The 17,166-nt window shown below is 61.2% G+C and carries 13 protein-coding genes; 6 read left to right on the top strand and 7 right to left on the bottom strand.

The window, feature by feature from the left end; all coding sequences use genetic code 11:
- Positions 1-86: 86 nt before the first annotated feature.
- Positions 87-2,501 carry a hypothetical protein gene (locus ACM6JM_RS03640; protein WP_414881353.1) on the bottom strand — a complete coding sequence of 805 codons (2,415 nt, stop codon included), beginning with the start codon at positions 2,499-2,501 and terminating at the stop codon, positions 87-89.
- 402 nt (positions 2,502-2,903) lie between these two features.
- Here ACM6JM_RS03640 and ACM6JM_RS03635 point away from each other — a divergent pair, with 402 nt between their 5' ends.
- The 5 genes from ACM6JM_RS03635 to ACM6JM_RS03615 all read left to right on the top strand — a co-directional run bounded on the left by ACM6JM_RS03635 (position 2,904) and on the right by ACM6JM_RS03615 (position 12,657).
- A complete protein-coding gene (locus tag ACM6JM_RS03635) occupies positions 2,904-5,207 on the top strand; it encodes a YgiQ family radical SAM protein (protein ID WP_039766786.1) in 2,304 nt (767 codons plus the stop codon).
- 265 nt (positions 5,208-5,472) lie between these two features.
- The gene (locus tag ACM6JM_RS03630; protein WP_414881352.1) at positions 5,473-8,748 is read left to right on the top strand and encodes a DUF2126 domain-containing protein; all 3,276 of its coding nucleotides are present in this window, start codon (positions 5,473-5,475) and stop codon (positions 8,746-8,748) included.
- Positions 8,749-8,836: 88 nt separating this feature from the next.
- Positions 8,837-11,323, top strand: a complete 2,487-nt coding sequence (locus ACM6JM_RS03625; protein WP_414881351.1) for a circularly permuted type 2 ATP-grasp protein — start codon at positions 8,837-8,839, stop codon at positions 11,321-11,323.
- Positions 11,323-12,213 carry a transglutaminase family protein gene (locus ACM6JM_RS03620; RefSeq protein WP_074689641.1) on the top strand — a complete coding sequence of 297 codons (891 nt, stop codon included), beginning with the start codon at positions 11,323-11,325 and terminating at the stop codon, positions 12,211-12,213. Before ACM6JM_RS03625 ends, ACM6JM_RS03620 begins: the two co-directional genes overlap by 1 nt.
- A 66-nt stretch (positions 12,214-12,279) precedes the next feature.
- A complete protein-coding gene (locus tag ACM6JM_RS03615) occupies positions 12,280-12,657 on the top strand; it encodes an NUDIX hydrolase (RefSeq protein ID WP_085667729.1) in 378 nt (125 codons plus the stop codon).
- Positions 12,658-12,729: 72 nt separating this feature from the next.
- Here the strand turns inward: ACM6JM_RS03615 and ACM6JM_RS03610 are convergent, their stop codons facing one another.
- Positions 12,730-12,912, bottom strand: coding sequence for a hypothetical protein (locus tag ACM6JM_RS03610; RefSeq protein WP_064593122.1), 183 nt, complete (start codon positions 12,910-12,912; stop codon positions 12,730-12,732).
- A gap of 68 nt (positions 12,913-12,980) precedes the next feature.
- The gene (locus ACM6JM_RS03605) at positions 12,981-13,568 is read right to left on the bottom strand and encodes a TIGR00730 family Rossman fold protein (RefSeq protein WP_414881350.1); all 588 of its coding nucleotides are present in this window, start codon (positions 13,566-13,568) and stop codon (positions 12,981-12,983) included.
- Between the two features lie 340 nt (positions 13,569-13,908).
- Here ACM6JM_RS03605 and azu point away from each other — a divergent pair, with 340 nt between their 5' ends.
- The gene (gene azu / locus ACM6JM_RS03600; RefSeq protein WP_007950684.1) at positions 13,909-14,355 is read left to right on the top strand and encodes an azurin; all 447 of its coding nucleotides are present in this window, start codon (positions 13,909-13,911) and stop codon (positions 14,353-14,355) included.
- Positions 14,356-14,410: 55 nt separating this feature from the next.
- Here the strand turns inward: azu and nadE are convergent, their stop codons facing one another.
- The 4 genes from nadE to ACM6JM_RS03580 all read right to left on the bottom strand — a co-directional run bounded on the left by nadE (position 14,411) and on the right by ACM6JM_RS03580 (position 17,038).
- Positions 14,411-15,238 carry an ammonia-dependent NAD(+) synthetase gene (nadE, locus tag ACM6JM_RS03595; RefSeq protein WP_085611050.1) on the bottom strand — a complete coding sequence of 276 codons (828 nt, stop codon included), beginning with the start codon at positions 15,236-15,238 and terminating at the stop codon, positions 14,411-14,413.
- 4 nt (positions 15,239-15,242) lie between these two features.
- Positions 15,243-16,466, bottom strand: a complete 1,224-nt coding sequence (gene pncB / locus ACM6JM_RS03590; RefSeq protein WP_085648080.1) for a nicotinate phosphoribosyltransferase — start codon at positions 16,464-16,466, stop codon at positions 15,243-15,245.
- 79 nt (positions 16,467-16,545) lie between these two features.
- Positions 16,546-16,776 carry a hypothetical protein gene (locus ACM6JM_RS03585; RefSeq protein WP_414881349.1) on the bottom strand — a complete coding sequence of 77 codons (231 nt, stop codon included), beginning with the start codon at positions 16,774-16,776 and terminating at the stop codon, positions 16,546-16,548.
- Positions 16,769-17,038: a hypothetical protein gene (locus tag ACM6JM_RS03580; protein ID WP_074689645.1), complete on the bottom strand. Its 270-nt coding sequence runs from the start codon at positions 17,036-17,038 to the stop codon at positions 16,769-16,771. The genes ACM6JM_RS03585 and ACM6JM_RS03580 overlap by 8 nt, the downstream gene beginning before the upstream one ends.
- Positions 17,039-17,166: the final 128 nt, after the last annotated feature.

Below are 17,166 nucleotides of genomic sequence, written 5' to 3'. Positions count from 1 at the left end.
CTGGAGGGCGGTTTTACTGGCATGGTTATTCATCCTTGAATCATGGTTGCATCAGCTCCCTTGGTCGGAGTGATGCGCATTGGCGGCTATTGCCGAACCGGTGTACCGGCGGCCGGTTCGCTTGCGCAGTCGAAGAGCTTTTGCGCAACTTTCGGGCTGATGTATTCCCGCCAGATGGGCTGGTGGGCAAGGCCCGCCTGCTCCTGGCGTTGCTGAAATGCGCTGCCCACTCCGGCCTGGGCGAGTGTTTTCATGTGTGCCCCCCTGACCGTGTAATCCAGCGCCGGGCGATTCTGTCGGTCGTAATGGAAGTGGGCTTCCCACAGCGGGGTATTGGCGGAGCGGTCATTGATCGAATAGACGTCGAGAAATGATTTGTCCTTGCCCTTGCCCAGCTGCTTGCGGGCAACGATCTTGATGACATTGAGCTGCGAATGTTCGAGCAGGTAGTTCAGTCGCAACACGTCCAGTACTGCCTTGTCCTTGTACATGCGGACCATGATGTCGCGTCCCGCTGTACTGAGCGAATCACCGGCTGCTTTCAGGCGAGCGATGACGCTGGCGGCCTGCGCATCGCTGGCAATACCCTCGATGCTCTCCAGACGGCTGGCCAATCCGTGAAGCTCGTCGGCGCCCTCGTCCAGCGATTCCCGGATACTGGTCGGATTGGCTTTGCGGCTTTCCATCGCCAGTCCCTCGTCCAGTAATCCATCGACCCTGGCCAGCAGCTGAGTTGCCTGGCCGAGCAGTTGGGGAGGGGAAGCCGCTGGTGACGCAGAGCGCATGGGGCGCCATTCGCCCTGTCTTTTCTCGTAGCGTTGAGGCGGATCTTGCGGTTTGAACGGGTCTGGAACGTCAATGGTGACGCTACCGTCCGGATCGACTTGCCTGACCCCTACCAGAACCCGATAAGTCCCATGCTGGCGGGTCCGGAAGATCTTTCGCGGGGCGCTCGGGGTGGCGGTCGGAACGGACTGCTGCGGCACGAAGTCCAGGTCGATGTCCTGATCGAGTGCGGGCCACTCGGTGTTGCTGTTGACCCTGGCGTAGATATCGTTCAGCTGGCCGTCGATCCTCGACTCGAATGTTCCGAGTACGGACATCGCTTCGTGCAGGTAGGGTGTCTTCGTGGCGGGCAAAGCCGGCAACAGCTCTTCGAAACGGCCTTTTTCCAGTCTGATTTCATCGAGTGCCAATTGCAGGACAACTGGCCGGGACTGTCCGGAAACGTTGTGCAGCTCTTCTACAAACAGGTTGACGGCCATGTAGCTGCGCATTCCGAACGGCGGCGGGATGGTCGGATCATCGGCGAGCAGGCGCAGGCAGAGGTTGTATCGGGCGCAGTTGATCTGATCAACGCCGGGTATTCCCCGGTTGAGCTCTTCGATTTCGGATGTGGCGCTGCGGGACACCTTGCGTACCTGATCCATCACGGCCTGGCGGTCATCGAGGATCCGCAGTTTTTTGTTCATGTGAGCGAGGTTGCCTTTCAGCGAATCAACCGTCATCAGTGCAACCGAGGGATAAACCCGGCGATCCATGATGGCGAGCAGTTTGTTTAAATAGTCGACCCTGGCCAGCTGTTGCTCATGCAGCTCGGTTTTGTAGACGCCGCCGGCTTTCATCATGACCAGCCAGTCCTTGTTGTCGGTGAGTGACTGGACGAACTCGGTCTGAAGGCGGATATGTTTGAGGGTGTGGACTTCAAGTCCGATCAGCTCCGCTCTTTCGAGGTCGCTGCCTTCCGGCAAATGTTTGGCGACGTCCCAGAGTTCATTGAAGCGCGCGTCCGAGGCTTGCAGCGCAGCAAAGGCTTCCCTGATGGGCTCGTACCGCTGCAGCAAATGCGCAATGTTGGCTCGGGCAGTGGCGGTCCGGGGCATTCCACCCAGAAGGCCGGAGCGGCTCGAAACCCAGCCGTGATCGGCGTCTCGAACAATGCCCAGGGTTTCACCGGCACGGCTTGGGCGATAAACGTTCTCGGTGTCGTGGGCGACCGGATCCTTCGAATTGACGATGCGCCAGACCTTCCTGGCGGGAGAGGAAGCGTCGATGTCGCGCATGACCTGATAGGCATGGCCTTCAATGACCGCGTATCGCTTGCCTTCAAAGCCGTGCAGTCCGTCGCTGTCTGGCGATGCACCGGCGAAATCCAGGGGGGTGCGAAAGCCTTCCAGACGTTTTTGTGGCAACGGGTAACCGATCAGGTCGGCGTCGTCGGGCGAAAACCAGCGCAGGCTGAATGGATCCTGCAGCAGGATCGGCCCGGAAGGTTTCAATTCTCCGGGCAGTTTGGCGCGGAACAACCCGTTGTCAGGGTCCTGGCCCACATGCAGGACGTGGCCATCCTCGGTATTGACGAAAAGTCGACCTTTCAGCTGGATGAGACCCTGATCGTCGGGATCCGGCAGCGAGCCGCCAGGACGGATGCGATAGTCCGCCAATGAAAGCGGCGCTGGAATCACCGGTATTGCCGAATTCGGGATTTCGCTGACAGTCAACGGTGGTGCCGGTGTTATTGCATCCAGATCACCGACAGTCGGCAACCTGGCTGGTCTCTGGTCGGGAACGGGAGGTTGGTTGATCGGGGGCAATCGCGAGGCAGTGTCACTCCTGAAGAGAGGGTCTTTGACCGGGCGCGAGGGCGGAGCATGTACTTCAGCGGTAGTAATCCCCCTTGGAGGCGGTTTTACGGGCATGTCTTTTCATCCTTGAATGCTTGATTCAGTCGTCGGCGTCATTGCCTTGTTTTGCTGTGAACCTGAAAGGTGCGAATCATCGGGAGCGGGCCGGGGGCGGGAAACGGCAATTGGAGAAACCGACCACGGTCGTCGGAATTGGTCAAAATTTGTGCTATATTCCGCGCCCGCGAAATTCAATGAAAGCCAACACCGGTTATCGACATGCAAGCAGCCAAGCCGTTATTTGACTATCCAAAATATTGGGCCGAATGTTTCGGGCCAGCGCCATTCCTGCCGATGAGCAGGGAGGAGATGGATCAGCTTGGCTGGGATTCCTGCGACATCATCATTGTTACGGGGGATGCCTACGTCGATCACCCGTCGTTCGGCATGGCGATCATCGGCCGGCTGCTGGAGTCCCAAGGCTTCCGCGTCGGGATCATCGCGCAGCCCAACTGGCAGTCCAAAGACGACTTCATGAAGCTCGGCGAGCCGAACCTGTTCTTTGGCGTCGCGGCCGGCAACATGGATTCGATGATCAACCGCTACACCGCCGACAAGAAAATCCGTTCCGACGACGCCTACACCCCGGGCGGCATGGCCGGCAAGCGTCCCGACCGCGCGAGCCTGGTCTACAGCCAGCGCTGCAAGGAAGCCTACAAGCACGTGCCGATCGTGCTCGGCGGCATCGAAGCCTCCCTGCGCCGCATCGCCCACTACGACTACTGGCAGGATCGCGTGCGCAACTCGATCCTGATCGACGCCAGCGCCGACATCCTGCTGTACGGCAACGCCGAGCGAGCGATTGTCGAAGTCGCCCAGCGTCTGTCCTACGGGCACAAGATCGAAGACATCACCGATGTGCGCGGCACCGCGTTCATCCGTCGCGACACGCCGGCGGGCTGGTACGAAGTCGACTCCACGCGCATCGACCGTCCGGGCAAGATCGACAAGATCATCAACCCGTACGTCAACACTCAGGACACTCAGGCTTGCGCGATCGAGCAGGAGAAGGGGCCGGTTGAAGACCCGCAGGAAGCCAAGGTCGTGCAGATCCTGGCCAGCCCGAAAATGACCCGCGACAAGACCGTGATCCGCCTGCCGTCGATGGAAAAGGTGCGTAACGATCCGGTCCTGTACGCCCACGCCAACCGCGTGCTGCACCTGGAAACCAACCCGGGCAACGCCCGTGCGCTGGTGCAGAAGCATGGCGAGATCGACGTCTGGTTCAACCCGCCGCCGATTCCGATGACCACTGAAGAAATGGACTACGTGTTCGGCATGCCTTACGCACGTGTTCCGCATCCTGCGTACGGCAAGGAAAAAATCCCGGCCTACGACATGATCCGTTTCTCGGTGAACATCATGCGTGGCTGCTTCGGCGGCTGCACCTTCTGCTCGATCACCGAGCACGAAGGCCGGATCATCCAGAACCGTTCCGAAGAGTCGATCATTCGCGAAATCGAAGAGATCCGCGACAAGGTGCCGGGCTTCACCGGCGTCATTTCCGACCTCGGCGGCCCGACCGCGAACATGTACCGCATCGCCTGCAAGAGCCCGGAAATCGAATCCGCGTGCCGCAAGCCGTCCTGCGTGTTCCCGGGCATCTGCCCGAACCTAAACACCGACCACTCGTCGCTGATTCAGCTGTACCGCAGCGCCCGTGCGTTGCCGGGTGTGAAGAAGATCCTGATCGCCTCCGGCCTGCGTTACGACCTCGCGGTCGAGTCGCCGGAGTACGTCAAGGAGCTGGTGACCCACCACGTCGGCGGTTACCTGAAGATCGCCCCGGAACACACCGAGGAAGGTCCGCTCAACCAGATGATGAAACCGGGGATCGGCACCTACGATCGCTTCAAGCGCATGTTCGAGAAGTACACCAAGGAGGCGGGGAAAGAGCAGTACCTGATCCCGTACTTCATCGCCGCGCACCCGGGCACCACCGACGAAGACATGATGAACCTGGCCCTGTGGCTCAAGGGCAACGGCTTCCGCGCCGATCAGGTGCAGGCGTTCTATCCGTCGCCGATGGCCACCGCCACCGCGATGTATCACTCGGGCAAGAACCCGCTGCGCAAGGTCACCTACAAGAGCGACGGCGTGACCATCGTCAAGAGCGAAGAGCAGCGCCGTCTGCACAAGGCATTCCTGCGTTATCACGACCCGAAAGGCTGGCCGATGCTGCGTGAAGCGCTGACCCGCATGGGTCGCGCCGACCTGATCGGTCCAGGCAAAAACCAGTTGATCCCGCTGCACCAGCCGGCCACCGACAGCTACCAGAGTGCCCGTCGCAAGAACTCGACGCCGGCCGGCAGCCACAAGGTCGCGAAAGAGAAGACCACCAAGATCCTCACCCAGCACACCGGCCTGCCACCGCGCGCCAGCGACGGCGGCAATCCGTGGGACAAGCGTGAACAGGCCAAGGCCGCGGCATTCGCCCGCAACCAGCAGGCCGCCAAGGAGCGCAAGGAAGCCGCGAAAGGCAAAGGGCCGAAACCGGCACGCAAGCCGGTCGTACCGCGCTGAAACGCACTTGAGCCAAAACAGAACGCCAACCTTCGGGTTGGCGTTTTGCTGATCGTTCCCACGCAGGAGCGTGGGAACGATCACGGGAGAGGGTCAGGGGAAGGGGCTCTTCGCAACATTTGCGTGCAACTGTGCCAAACCATTTCACCGCATCGCCCGATTTTGGTGCTGTACTGCCCTAAGCATTCCGGGAAAGCGCCCAAGCCTCTGCATGGCATAAGTCTTGCGCGCTTTCGAATACGCTTGGGCTCGCAGGAGGCACGCCGTGTCGATTCATGTCGCATTGCATCACGTCACGCATTACCGCTACGACCGCGCTGTCGAACTCGGCCCGCAGATCGTGCGTCTGCGCCCGGCTGCCCACAGCCGCACGCGGATTCTGTCTTATTCACTGAAAGTCTCGCCCGAGCAGCACTTCATCAACTGGCAGCAGGACCCTCAGGGCAACTACCTCGCACGGCTGGTGTTCCCCGAGAAAACCGCCGAACTGCGGATCGAGGTCGATCTGCTGGCCGAGATGGCGGTGTTCAACCCGTTCGACTTTTTCCTCGAGCCCTACGCCGAGAAAATCCCCTTCGCCTACGCCGCCGATGAGCGAAAAGAACTGGCGCCGTACCTCGAAACCCTGCCGCTGACGCCGAAATTCAAGGCCTATCTGGACGCCATCGACCGCACGCCGCTGCCGGCCGTGGATTTCCTGGTGGCGCTCAACCAGCGTCTGAGCGAAGACATCAATTACCTGATTCGCATGGAGCCGGGTGTGCAGACCCCGGAACACACCCTCGAACACGCCTCCGGCTCCTGTCGGGATTCGGCGTGGCTGCTGGTGCAACTGCTGCGCAACCTCGGGCTGGCGGCGCGTTTTGTCTCCGGTTACCTGATTCAACTGACCGCCGACGTGAAAAGCCTCGACGGCCCGTCCGGCACCGAAGTGGACTTTACTGACCTGCACGCGTGGTGCGAGGTGTATCTGCCCGGCGCCGGCTGGATCGGTCTCGATGCGACGTCGGGGTTGTTCGCCGGTGAAGGGCATATCCCGCTGGCCTGCAGTCCCGATCCGTCCTCGGCGGCGCCGATCAGTGGGCTGGTGGAGCCTTGCGAATGCGAGTTCAGCCACGAAATGTCCGTGGAGCGGATCTGGGAAGCGCCGCGGGTCACCAAGCCCTACACCGATGAGCAATGGCTGGCGATCCAGGCGCTGGGCCGGCAGATCGATGCCGACCTGCTGGAAGGCGATGTGCGCCTGACCATGGGCGGCGAACCCACCTTCGTGTCCATCGACGACCCCGACGGCGCCGAGTGGAACACCGCCGCGCTGGGTCCGGACAAGCGCCGGCTCTCCGCCGAACTGTTCCGGCGCATGCGCAAACATTACGCGCCCAAGGGGCTGGTGCATTTCGGTCAGGGCAAGTGGTATCCCGGCGAGCAACTGCCGCGCTGGTCACTGAATTGTTACTGGCGCCGCGACGGTGTGCCGATCTGGCACAACAGCGCGCTGATTGCCGACGAGCAGCAGGATTACGGCGCCGATGGCGCACTGGCCGGGCGCTTTCTGGCGAGTGTCGCCGAGCGCCTGAAACTGCCGACACGCTTCGTGTTCCCGGCCTACGAAGACAACTTCTATTACCTCTGGCGCGAGGGCGCCTTGCCGAGTAACGTCAGCGCCGAAGACTCGCGTCTGGAGGAGCCGCTGGAACGTGCGCGGCTGCGCAAGGTGTTCAGTCAGGGGCTGGACAAGGTTATCGGCCAGGTGTTGCCGCTGGCGCGCACCGCCAAGGGCGATCAATGGCAGAGCGGGCGTTGGTATCTGCGCGGTGAGCATTGCCGGCTGGTGCCGGGGGATTCACCGCTGGGCTATCGCCTGCCGCTGGGCTCGCAGCCCTGGGTGAAGGCAGCGGAGTATCCGTTCATTCATCCGAACGACCCGAACCAGGATTTCCCCGAGCTGCCCGAAACCTCGCAGCTCAACGACCACCGTGAGCCGGCTCCGGCAGACGAGCGTGTACCGAAGATCGATGAGTCCGCCGACTGGCTGACCCGCACCGCCTTGTGCGCCGAGGCCCGGGAAGGCCGGTTGTACCTGTTCATGCCGCCGCTGGAGCGGGTCGAGGATTATCTGGAACTGGTCGCGGCCATCGAAGCCACCGCCGAAGAGCTGCATTGTCCGGTGTTGCTGGAAGGCTACGAGCCGCCGAGCGATCCGCGCCTGAGCAATTTCCGCATCACCCCGGATCCCGGCGTGATCGAGGTCAACGTGCAGCCGTCCGCGACGTGGGACGAGTTGGTCGAACGCACCGAGTTTCTGTACGAAGAAGCGCGCCAGACCCGACTTTCCACCGAGAAATTCATGGTCGACGGGCGGCACACCGGCACCGGCGGTGGTAACCATTTCGTGCTCGGCGGCGCGACACCGGGCGATTCACCGTTTCTGCGCCGTCCGGACCTGCTGCGTAGCCTGATCAGTTACTGGCACAACCATCCTTCATTGTCGTACCTGTTTTCCGGTCTGTTCATCGGCCCGACCTCTCAGGCGCCGCGGGTCGACGAAGCGCGCAACGACGCGCTGTATGAACTGGAAATCGCTTTCGCACAAATGCCGGCGCCGGGAGAGGAATGCCCGCCGTGGCTGGTCGATCGCCTGTTGCGCAATCTGCTGATCGACGTCACCGGCAACACCCACCGCGCCGAGTTCTGCATCGACAAGCTGTATTCACCGGACGGCGCCACCGGGCGCCTCGGGTTGCTGGAGTTGCGTGGTTTCGAGATGCCACCCCATGCGCGCATGAGCCTGGCGCAGCAGCTGTTGTTGCGAGCGCTGGTGGCGCGGTTCTGGCGCGAGCCCTATGCGCCGCCGAAACTGGCGCGCTGGGGTACGGAGCTGCACGACCGCTTCATGTTGCCGCACTTCATCGAGCAGGACTTCGCCGACGTCATCGTCGAACTCAACAATGCCGGTTACCCCCTGCGCGCTGAATGGTTCGCGGCGCACCTTGAGTTCCGTTTTCCCAAGGTCGGCGATTACGCCGTCAACGGTATCGAGCTGGAATTGCGCCAGGCCCTTGAACCCTGGCACGTGCTGGGCGAGGAGGGCGCGGCGGGCGGCACGGTGCGCTACGTTGACTCATCGCTGGAGCGTTTGCAGGTCAAGCTTGCGGGGCTGCCGGCGCAGCGCTATCTGCTGACCTGCAATGGCATCCCGGTGCCGCTGCAACCGACCGGACGGGTTGGCGAGTTTGTCGCGGGTGTGCGTTTCCGCGCGTGGCAACCGGCCAATTGCCTGCAACCGACGATCCCGGTGCATGCGCCGCTGGTGTTCGACTTGCTCGATACCTGGATGCAGCGCTCGCTGGGCGGTTGCCAGTACCACGTCGCGCATCCGGGCGGGCGCAATTACGAGACGCTGCCGGTCAATGCCAACGAAGCGGAGAGCCGGCGCATGGCGCGGTTCTTCCGCATCGGACACACGCCGGGGAAACTTCCGATACCGAACCTGACAATCTCCGACGAGCTACCGATGACTCTCGATTTACGACGTTTTTGATTCGTACACGACCCCCGGATTTTTCGTATATCCGGGCGTCATGTGCCTGCGTTAGTCTGACCGTTCCTTGCCGGCTGCCGAGCTTTCCATGCCTGACTTGCTTGACCGCTACCCGCTGACGGCGGGCACCTATCACGAACTGCTCGACGACAGCGGAGCGGTGCGCCCGCACTGGCGGCGGCTCGTCGACCAATTGCAGCGCAGCACCCCGGCGCAACTGGTGCAGCGTCAGGCGTTGCTGACCCGGCAGATTCAGGAAAACGGCGTTACCTACAACGTCTATGCCGACCCAAAGGGGGCGGACCGTCCGTGGGAACTGGATCTGCTGCCCCACGTGATCGCCGCCGATGAGTGGCAACAGCTGTCCGCCGGAATCGCCCAGCGCGCGCGGCTGCTCAATGCGGTGCTGGCGGATCTGTATGGCCCGCAGCAGTTGATCCGCGAAGGCTTGCTGCCGGCCGAGCTGGTATTCGGCCACAACAACTTTCTCTGGCCCTGTCAGGGCATTGCGCCGCCGGACGGGGCCTTTCTGCATCTGTATGCCCTGGATCTGGCGCGCACACCGGACGGGCGCTGGTGGGTGACGGCGGATCGTACCCAGGCGCCATCCGGCGCCGGTTATGCGCTGGAAAACCGCACCATCGTGTCCCGTGCCTTCCCCGAGTTGTATCGGGATCTGAAAGTGCAGCATCTGGCCGGCTTCTTCCGCACCTTGCAGGAAACCCTGGCCCGTCAGGCGCCCTGCGACGATGATGCGCCGCTGGTGGTGTTGCTGACCCCGGGGCGCTTCAACGAAAGCTATTTCGAACATCTTTATCTGGCCCGCCAGCTCGGTTATCCGCTGGTGGAGGGCGGTGACCTGACGGTGCGTGATGCCACGGTCTACCTGAAAACCCTCAGCGGCCTGCGCCGGGTGCACGCGATCCTGCGTCGGCTCGACGATGACTTCTGCGATCCGCTGGAGTTGCGCACCGATTCCGCGCTGGGCGTTCCCGGATTGCTGGACGCGGTGCGTCAGGGCCGGGTGCTGGTGGCCAACGCGCTGGGCAGCGGCGTGCTGGAGTCGCCGGGGCTGCTCGGTTTTCTGCCGAAGATCAATCAGTACCTGTTCGGCGAAGAGCTGATTCTGCCGTCCATTGCCACGTGGTGGTGCGGCGAAGCGCCAGTGTTGGCCCAGGCCCTGGAGAAACTGCCGGAGCTGTTGATCAAGCCGGCGTTCCCGTCGCAAAGCTTCGCTCCGGTTTTTGGCCGGGATCTGAGCGAAAAACAGCGTGAAAGTCTCGCTGCGCGCATGCAGGCACGCCCTTATGCGTATGTTGCGCAAGAACTCGCCCAGTTGTCCCAGGCGCCGATCTGGCAGCCCGAGGACGGGCAACTGCAGCCCCGGGCAATCGGCATGCGCATGTACGCGGTGGCCAGTCACGATGGTTATCGGGTGCTGCCCGGTGGCCTGACCCGGGTCGCGGCCGAAGCCGATGCCGAAGTGGTGTCGATGCAGCGCGGTGGTGCGAGCAAGGACACCTGGGTGCTGGGGGATCGGCCGCCAAGCGGTGAACAGTGGAAAGCCCAGCGCAACATCGGCGTGCCTGATCTGGTGCGACGCGATCCGTATCTGCCGTCGCGGGTGGTTGAAAACCTGTTCTGGTTCGGCCGTTACTGCGAGCGCTGCGACGACAGCGCGCGGCTGCTGCGGATCATGCTCGCGCGCTACGTCGACGGCGATGACCCGCAAGCCCTGCAGGCTGCGGTGGATCTGGGCGAGCGGCTGATGCTGCTGCCGGATGAAGGCGAACTGCCGGAACGCTTGCTTGCGGCGCTGCTCGGCGAGGACTGGTCGTTCAGCCTGCGCTCCAACCTGCAGCGCTTGCAGTGGGCGGCTTCGCAAGTGCGCGGCAAGTTGTCCCGGGAAAACTGGCAGGCGCTGGTGGAGCTGCAACGTGAGGCTGCGGAACTGGACACCGACGAACCGGACTTCGGCGAGTTGCTGGATTTTCTCAACCGGCTGGTGATGTCGCTCGCGGCGCTGTCCGGGTTTGCCCTCGACGACATGACCCGTGACGAAGGGTGGCGCCTCCTGATGATCGGCCGGCGGATCGAGCGCCTGCAATTTCTCAGCAGCAGCCTCGCGGGTTTCTTGCGTGGCGCCGGGGCGTTCGATCAGGCCGGGCTTGAGTGGTTGCTGGAGCTGGGCAACAGCAGCATCACCTATCGCTCGCGTTATCTGGCGGTGGCGCAGTTGATTCCAGTGCTCGACCTGTTGCTGCTGGACGAGCAGAACCCCCATGCGGTGCTGTTCCAGTTGAAGCTGGTGACCCGCACCCTCAAGCGGCTGAATGATGACTTCGGTGCGCCGAGGGAGGCAGGATTGCCGCCGCTGGTCGAGCGTCTGGCGCGTTTCGACCTGAGCTGTCTGGAGAATCCGCTGTTCGGCGAATCCAGCGTGCGCGCGGCCCTCGATGGTCTGGCGGATCTGCTGCAGGAGATCGCCGACGCCAGCAGTCAGGTGTCGGACCGTCTGGCCCTGCGCCATTTCGCCCATGTCGATGATGTCAGCCAGCGCACGGTGTCCGTCTGATGAGCGCCCATTACCAGATCTTTCACGACACCTGCTATCGCTACGACAGCCCGGTGTCCCTGGCCCAGCAACTGGCGCATCTGTGGCCGCGCGAGTGCGACTGGCAGCGCTGCACCGAGCAGCAATTGCTGATCAGCCCGGAGCCGACCACTCGCCGTGACGAGCAGGATGTCTTCGGCAATCCGCTGACCCGCCTGGCCTTCGAACGGCCCCACGATGAATTGCAGGTCAACGCACGGCTGACGGTCGAAGTGCTGGCGCGGCCCGTGGTGGATTTCCAGCAGTCACCAGCCTGGGAATTGACCCGCAATGCGCTGACCTACAGCAGCCAGCCGCTGTCCGCCTCGTTGCTGGAAGCCTGTCGCTACCGATTTCAGTCGCCCTACGTGCATCTCAAACGCAGCTTCGTCGAGTTCTCGGAGAGCTGTTTCCCGGCCGGCAGACCGTTGATGCTGGGTGTGCAGGCCTTGATGCAGAAGATCTTCAGCGAATTCACCTTTGATGCCGAAGCGACCCAAGTCGCGACGCCGCTGGTGGAGGTGCTGGAGCGGCGGCGCGGGGTCTGTCAGGACTTCGCGCACCTGATGCTCGCCTGTGTGCGATCACGCGGTCTGGCGGCGCGTTACGTCAGCGGCTACCTGCTGACCCAGCCGCCACCGGGGCAGCCACGGTTGATCGGCGCCGATGCGTCCCATGCCTGGGTCTCGGTGTTTTGCCCGGTGCTGGGCTGGGTGGATTTCGATCCGACGAACAATGTGCAGCCGGCACTGGAGCACATCACCCTGGCCTGGGGCCGGGATTTTTCCGATGTCTCGCCGTTGCGCGGGGTGATTCTGGGGGGAGGAAGCCATGATCCGGAGGTGCGGGTCACGGTGATGCCACTGGAATAACGGAGTTCAGAAATGTGGCCCGCTCCTTAATGGTTCTGTGTTGTAACGGCTGATGAGGGTTTTCCAATGTTTCCGGTTTCAATCAAAGGGGTTCTGCAAAACCCGGAAGGTAAGGTTGTGCTGATGCTCAACGAGCGTGACGAATGGGAGTTACCCGGGGGACGGATTGAGTTGGGTGAAACGGCGCAGGAATGTCTGGCTCGGGAAATTGCAGAAGAGCTGGACGTGAACGTGGCAGTGAGGACGCCGGTGGACTCCTACCTGTTTGAAGTCATCCCGGGCAAGCATGTCTTTATCTCGACCTATCGCTGCCAGCTGCTGGGCGAGTTCAAGCCGACCATCAGTCACGAGCACAAGAAGATTGGCCTGTTCGACCCGGCACAACTGCCGGTTAACCTGCCTGGGGGCTATCGCGAGTCGATTGCCAAAGCGCTGGGTCTGTAAGGGCCGGCGGTGAAGCCGCCAGCCCCGTCACGGATCAATGGAGCCTGATTCGATCATCAAGCCCGATGTGGCTCAGGCGTCGGGCGCCGGGTCTTTCGGTGTCTCAACATCATCATCTTCAGTCGCCACTTCACCGTCAGGGTTCAGTGCCGCCTCTTCAGCCATCTGTTTCTTGCGCTGAAGCTTTTCCTCTTTCTTCTGTTCCTTGGCCAGGTCACGTTGACGTTTGGCGAAGGAGTAATTGGGTTTGGCCATGGGCGATCCTCTGGGGTCGAAGGTGAGGTTGAGCGGCGCGTATTCTGCCCTGTATCGGTGCCCGGCGGTTAACCGGGTTTCTGGTCGACCCATTTGGGGGTGACGGTGGGGGTCCAGTTGTCGAGGGCTTCGAGCAGCGTTTGCGGCGATTCACTCACTTGCAGCATGTCACGGTGCGGCGCGCGAACGAAGCCTTCGCCGACGATGTGATCGAGAAATGCAGTGAGTTTGCTGTAGAAACCGTTCACCTCGAGCAGGCCCAGTGGCTTGCCGTGATAGCCGAGCTGGCCCCAGGTCCAGACTTCGAACAGCTCCTCCAGGGTGCCAAGTCCACCTGGCAGGGCAATGAACGCATCGCTGAGTTCGGCCATCCGCGCCTTGCGCGCGTGCATGCCGTCGACCACTTCCAGGCGCGTCAGGCTCTTGTGACCGATTTCCTTGTCCATCAGGCTCTGCGGGATGATGCCGATCACTTCGCCACCGGCCGCCAGCGCGGCGTCGGCGACAATCCCCATCAGGCCGACAGCGCCACCGCCGTAGACCAGCGTCAGCTTACGCTCGGCAATAGCTGTGCCGAGGGCAATGGCGGCTTCGGTGTACGCCGGGGTGGTGCCGGCGTTGGCACCGCAAAATACACAAACGGATGTGAGAGACATGCCTTCCTCCTGGGTCAATCGGTCACAGGGTAATGGCTGGCACGCCTTGATCCAAGGGCTAGACTTCGCGTTTCGGGGTTTCACAGGTGCCGCTGGCGCCACAGGCGTAAGCAGCGAGCAGACTGCACAACAGGCTGTTGAAGGACATGACGGATGCTCCAGATGAGTGTTGAGCCCTGAAGATACGACCCGGCCATACGTCTGGCTGTTAGATTGTTTCGATGAGTGTCATAGCCTGAAAGTTGTATACAATTTTTGACTCAAGTCATAGGAACTTGCGAAGATTTCAGGCAGTCTTCCAACCATTCGTGTTTTGTTAACCCTGCCTTGGAGATTCACCATGTTTTCCAAAGTTGTTGCGGTATCCCTGCTGGCGCTGGCCAGCAGCCAATTGATGGCTGCCGAGTGCAAAACCACCGTTGATTCCACCGACCAGATGTCCTTCAACACCAAGGCCATCGAAATCGACAAGAGCTGCAAGACCTTCACCGTCGAGCTGACCCACTCCGGCAGCCTGCCGAAGAACGTCATGGGCCATAACCTGGTGATCAGCAAAGAAGCCGACATGCAGCCGATCGCCACCGACGGCCTGGCCGCCGGCATCGACAAGAACTACCTGAAGGACGGTGACGAACGCGTGATCGCTCACACCAAGATCATCGGCGCCAAGGAAACCGATTCGTTGACCATCGACGTGTCCAAGCTCAAGGCTGACGAGAAATACGGCTTCTTCTGCTCGTTCCCGGGCCACATCTCGATGATGAAAGGCACCGTGACCCTGAAGTAAGCAACACAAGGTCAAAAAAAAGCGTCCCGAAGGACGCTTTTTTTATGCCCTGGATTCAAGGCGCAAACGGCATGACCCGCTTGTGATGAGTCTTTTTGTAGGTGTTGACGATGATGTCGAACGCTTCCTGACGCACCGGCTCGCCGTGCAGGAACGCGTCGATCTCGGCGTAGGTCACGCCGTGGGAGGCCTCGTCCGGCTTGCCCGGTGACAGGTCTTCCAGATCCGCCGTCGGCACTTTTTCCACCAGCGATTCCGGTGCGCCGAAGCTGCGGGCGATGGCCCGGACCTGGTTTTTCACCAGACCGCTGAGCGGGGCCAGATCGCAGGCGCCGTCACCGAACTTGGTGAAGAAACCCATCACCGCTTCCGCCGCATGGTCGGTGCCGATCACCAGGCCATGGGCCGCGCCGGCGATGGTGTACTGGGCAACCATGCGCATCCGCGCCTTGGTGTTACCGAGCACGAAATCCACCGACACCGCGTGCTTGCCTTCGAAGGCTGCGACTTCGCTGGCCAGGGATTTGACCGCCGGGCCGATGTTGACGGTGTGGCGCTCGTCCGGGGCGATGAAGTCTACCGAAGCCTGGGCATCGTGTTCATCGAACTGCACGTCGTACGGCAGGCGCACGGCGATGAACTTGTAGGCCTCGTCACCGGTGCGCTCGCGCAGCTCTCGCATGGCGCGCTGGGCCAAAAGGCCGGCAGTCAGCGAATCGACGCCGCCGCTGATGCCCAGCACCAGGGTCTTGAGTCCGGAATTGGTCAGGCAATCCTGGATGAAGGTGATGCGGCGGGCGACTTCCGCTTCGAGGGCCTGGTAATCGGCGAACGGCGGCTGAACGTTGAGCTGTTCAGCAATCTCACGCTGTACGGCTTGCATGAATTCACTCCTTGCTGGAAAGGCTGGAAACGGCAGGAACCTGGAAAACGTGTCGCAAATAGGCGACGAAATTCGGGTCTTTGCAGTGGGTCTTGCCCGGCTCGTCGGAGATCTTCGCCACCGGTTGGCCGTTGCAGGCGGTCATTTTAAGCACGATGCTCATCGGTTCGACACCCGGAATGTCACAGGTCAGGTTGGTGCCGATGCCGAAGCTGACGTTGATCCGGCCGCGCAGGGCCCGGAAGATCTCCAGCGACTTGGGCAGGGTCAGGCTGTCGGAGAACACCAACGTCTTGCTCATCGGGTCGATGCCGAGCTTGTGATAGTGGGCGATGCATTTTTCGCCCCACAGCACCGGGTCCCCGGAGTCGTGGCGCAGACCGTCGAACAGCTTGGCGAAGAACAGATCGAAATCGCCGAGGAAAGCGTCGGTGGTAATGCAGTCGGTCAGGGCGATCCCCAGCAGGCCGCGATATTCGCGAACCCAGCAATCGAGGGCGGCGATCTGGCTGTCGATCAGTCGCGGGCCGAGTTGCTGGTGGGCCATGATCCATTCGTGGGCCATGGTGCCCAGCGGTTTCATGTCCAGCTCGCGGGACAGGTGCACGTTGCTGGTGCCGACGAAACGCCCGGGGAAATCGTGCTTGAGCACGTTCACCACTTCTTCCTGCACACGGTAGGAAAACCGCCGGCGTGTGCCGAAATCGGCGACCTGCAGCTGCGACAACTCTTCGGCCGAGGCATTGGCGGTCAGCCAGTCGAACTTGCGATACAGCTGTTCGCGGGCCTGTTCCAGCAGCGTTTCACGGTAGCGATAGCGGTTGCGCACTTCGCTGACGATCGCCAGCAGCGGCACTTCAAACAGAATCACGTGCAGCCACGGCCCGCGCAGGCGGATGAACAACTCGCCGTTCTCGATGCCGGTGTGCAGGTAGCGCAGGTTGAAACGGAACAGACCGAGGAAGCGCAGGAAATCCGGCTTGAGGAACGAGATGCGCTCCAGGAAACTCAACTGATCGGCGCTCAGGCTCAACTCGGCCAGACGCTCGACCTGGAAGCGGATCTCCGCCAAATAAGGGCGCAGATCCTCACTGTTACGGCAACGAAACTCCCATTCGACTTCGACGTTGGGGTAGTTGTGCAGCACCGCCTGCATCATCGTCAGTTTGTAGAAGTCGGTGTCGAGCAGGTTCTGCACGATGCGATCGGCAAACACACTCTCGCTCATAACGGGGTCTCCAGGCGGGCCGCGCGTTGGCGCGGTATCAATCAATGGCGCTAGTGGCGCATATCCTGGATGAAGATTGCTAGCGATTTTTTGTTCGGTGGCCTGCTTTTGTTTTTGACGGCTTTTGCTTTTTTTTTCCTGCAGCAGCTTTTTGTTCGGGATACACATCGAGGGAGGTTTGAATGACCAGCTCAAGTCGTTCCCAACTTTTTATGTACTCTGCGAGACGCGAATGCCTAGGGATGAGGTTGGTTTCAACCGCTTTGATCATTGCTGCCCTGAGCATTGCATAGGTTGCTTTCTCAGCCATGAGTGAAGTCTCCCTTGAAGGAAACCTGGTCGAGTGTGTCAACGCCATCTTGAAGTAATACATAAACGGGAAGTATCAGTCGGTACAGATCTGAGTCATTGATGTCCTTGATGGTTACGGATGTCAGGGTCTCCAGAAGGCTGACAGCAGCGCGGATTCTGAAGCAGGCATCTTCGAACAGCTGGCCGGGTGCGGAGTGTGTATCTATCAAGTAAGTTGGACTGTTGGTCGCATTGGCTTTAAGTGGGAAATAACGATTCATCGGGGGCGTCCTGATAATTGTTTTTGGCTTAATGAGTAGAAGAGTTTTTTCTTCTTCAAGTCGATTTGATGAGGTTCTTATATATTGGTTTGCTGAGCCATTGCGGGGTCGAATGGCTTAGCACTCGG

The sequence above is a fragment of the Pseudomonas sp. IT-P2 genome (assembly GCF_949767575.1).
Classification (GTDB): Bacteria; Pseudomonadota; Gammaproteobacteria; order Pseudomonadales; family Pseudomonadaceae; genus Aquipseudomonas; species Aquipseudomonas pharyngis.
Note: the sequence above shows the minus strand (reverse complement) of the source record. Positions and strands in the feature narration are given on the sequence as shown.

Coding starts and splice junctions, on each gene's coding strand:
- pncB (WP_085648080.1), bottom strand. CDS start 16,466: ATGAGCGAGAGTGTGTTTGCCGATCGCATCGTGCAGAACCTGCTCGAC.
- nadE (WP_085611050.1), bottom strand. CDS start 15,238: ATGCAAGCCGTACAGCGTGAGATTGCTGAACAGCTCAACGTTCAGCCG.
- ACM6JM_RS03610 (WP_064593122.1), bottom strand. CDS start 12,912: ATGGCCAAACCCAATTACTCCTTCGCCAAACGTCAACGTGACCTGGCC.
- azu (WP_007950684.1), top strand. CDS start 13,909: ATGTTTTCCAAAGTTGTTGCGGTATCCCTGCTGGCGCTGGCCAGCAGC.
- ACM6JM_RS03620 (WP_074689641.1), top strand. CDS start 11,323: ATGAGCGCCCATTACCAGATCTTTCACGACACCTGCTATCGCTACGAC.
- ACM6JM_RS03580 (WP_074689645.1), bottom strand. CDS start 17,038: ATGAATCGTTATTTCCCACTTAAAGCCAATGCGACCAACAGTCCAACT.
- ACM6JM_RS03615 (WP_085667729.1), top strand. CDS start 12,280: ATGTTTCCGGTTTCAATCAAAGGGGTTCTGCAAAACCCGGAAGGTAAG.
- ACM6JM_RS03605 (WP_414881350.1), bottom strand. CDS start 13,568: ATGTCTCTCACATCCGTTTGTGTATTTTGCGGTGCCAACGCCGGCACC.
- ACM6JM_RS03625 (WP_414881351.1), top strand. CDS start 8,837: ATGCCTGACTTGCTTGACCGCTACCCGCTGACGGCGGGCACCTATCAC.
- ACM6JM_RS03635 (WP_039766786.1), top strand. CDS start 2,904: ATGCAAGCAGCCAAGCCGTTATTTGACTATCCAAAATATTGGGCCGAA.
- ACM6JM_RS03585 (WP_414881349.1), bottom strand. CDS start 16,776: ATGGCTGAGAAAGCAACCTATGCAATGCTCAGGGCAGCAATGATCAAA.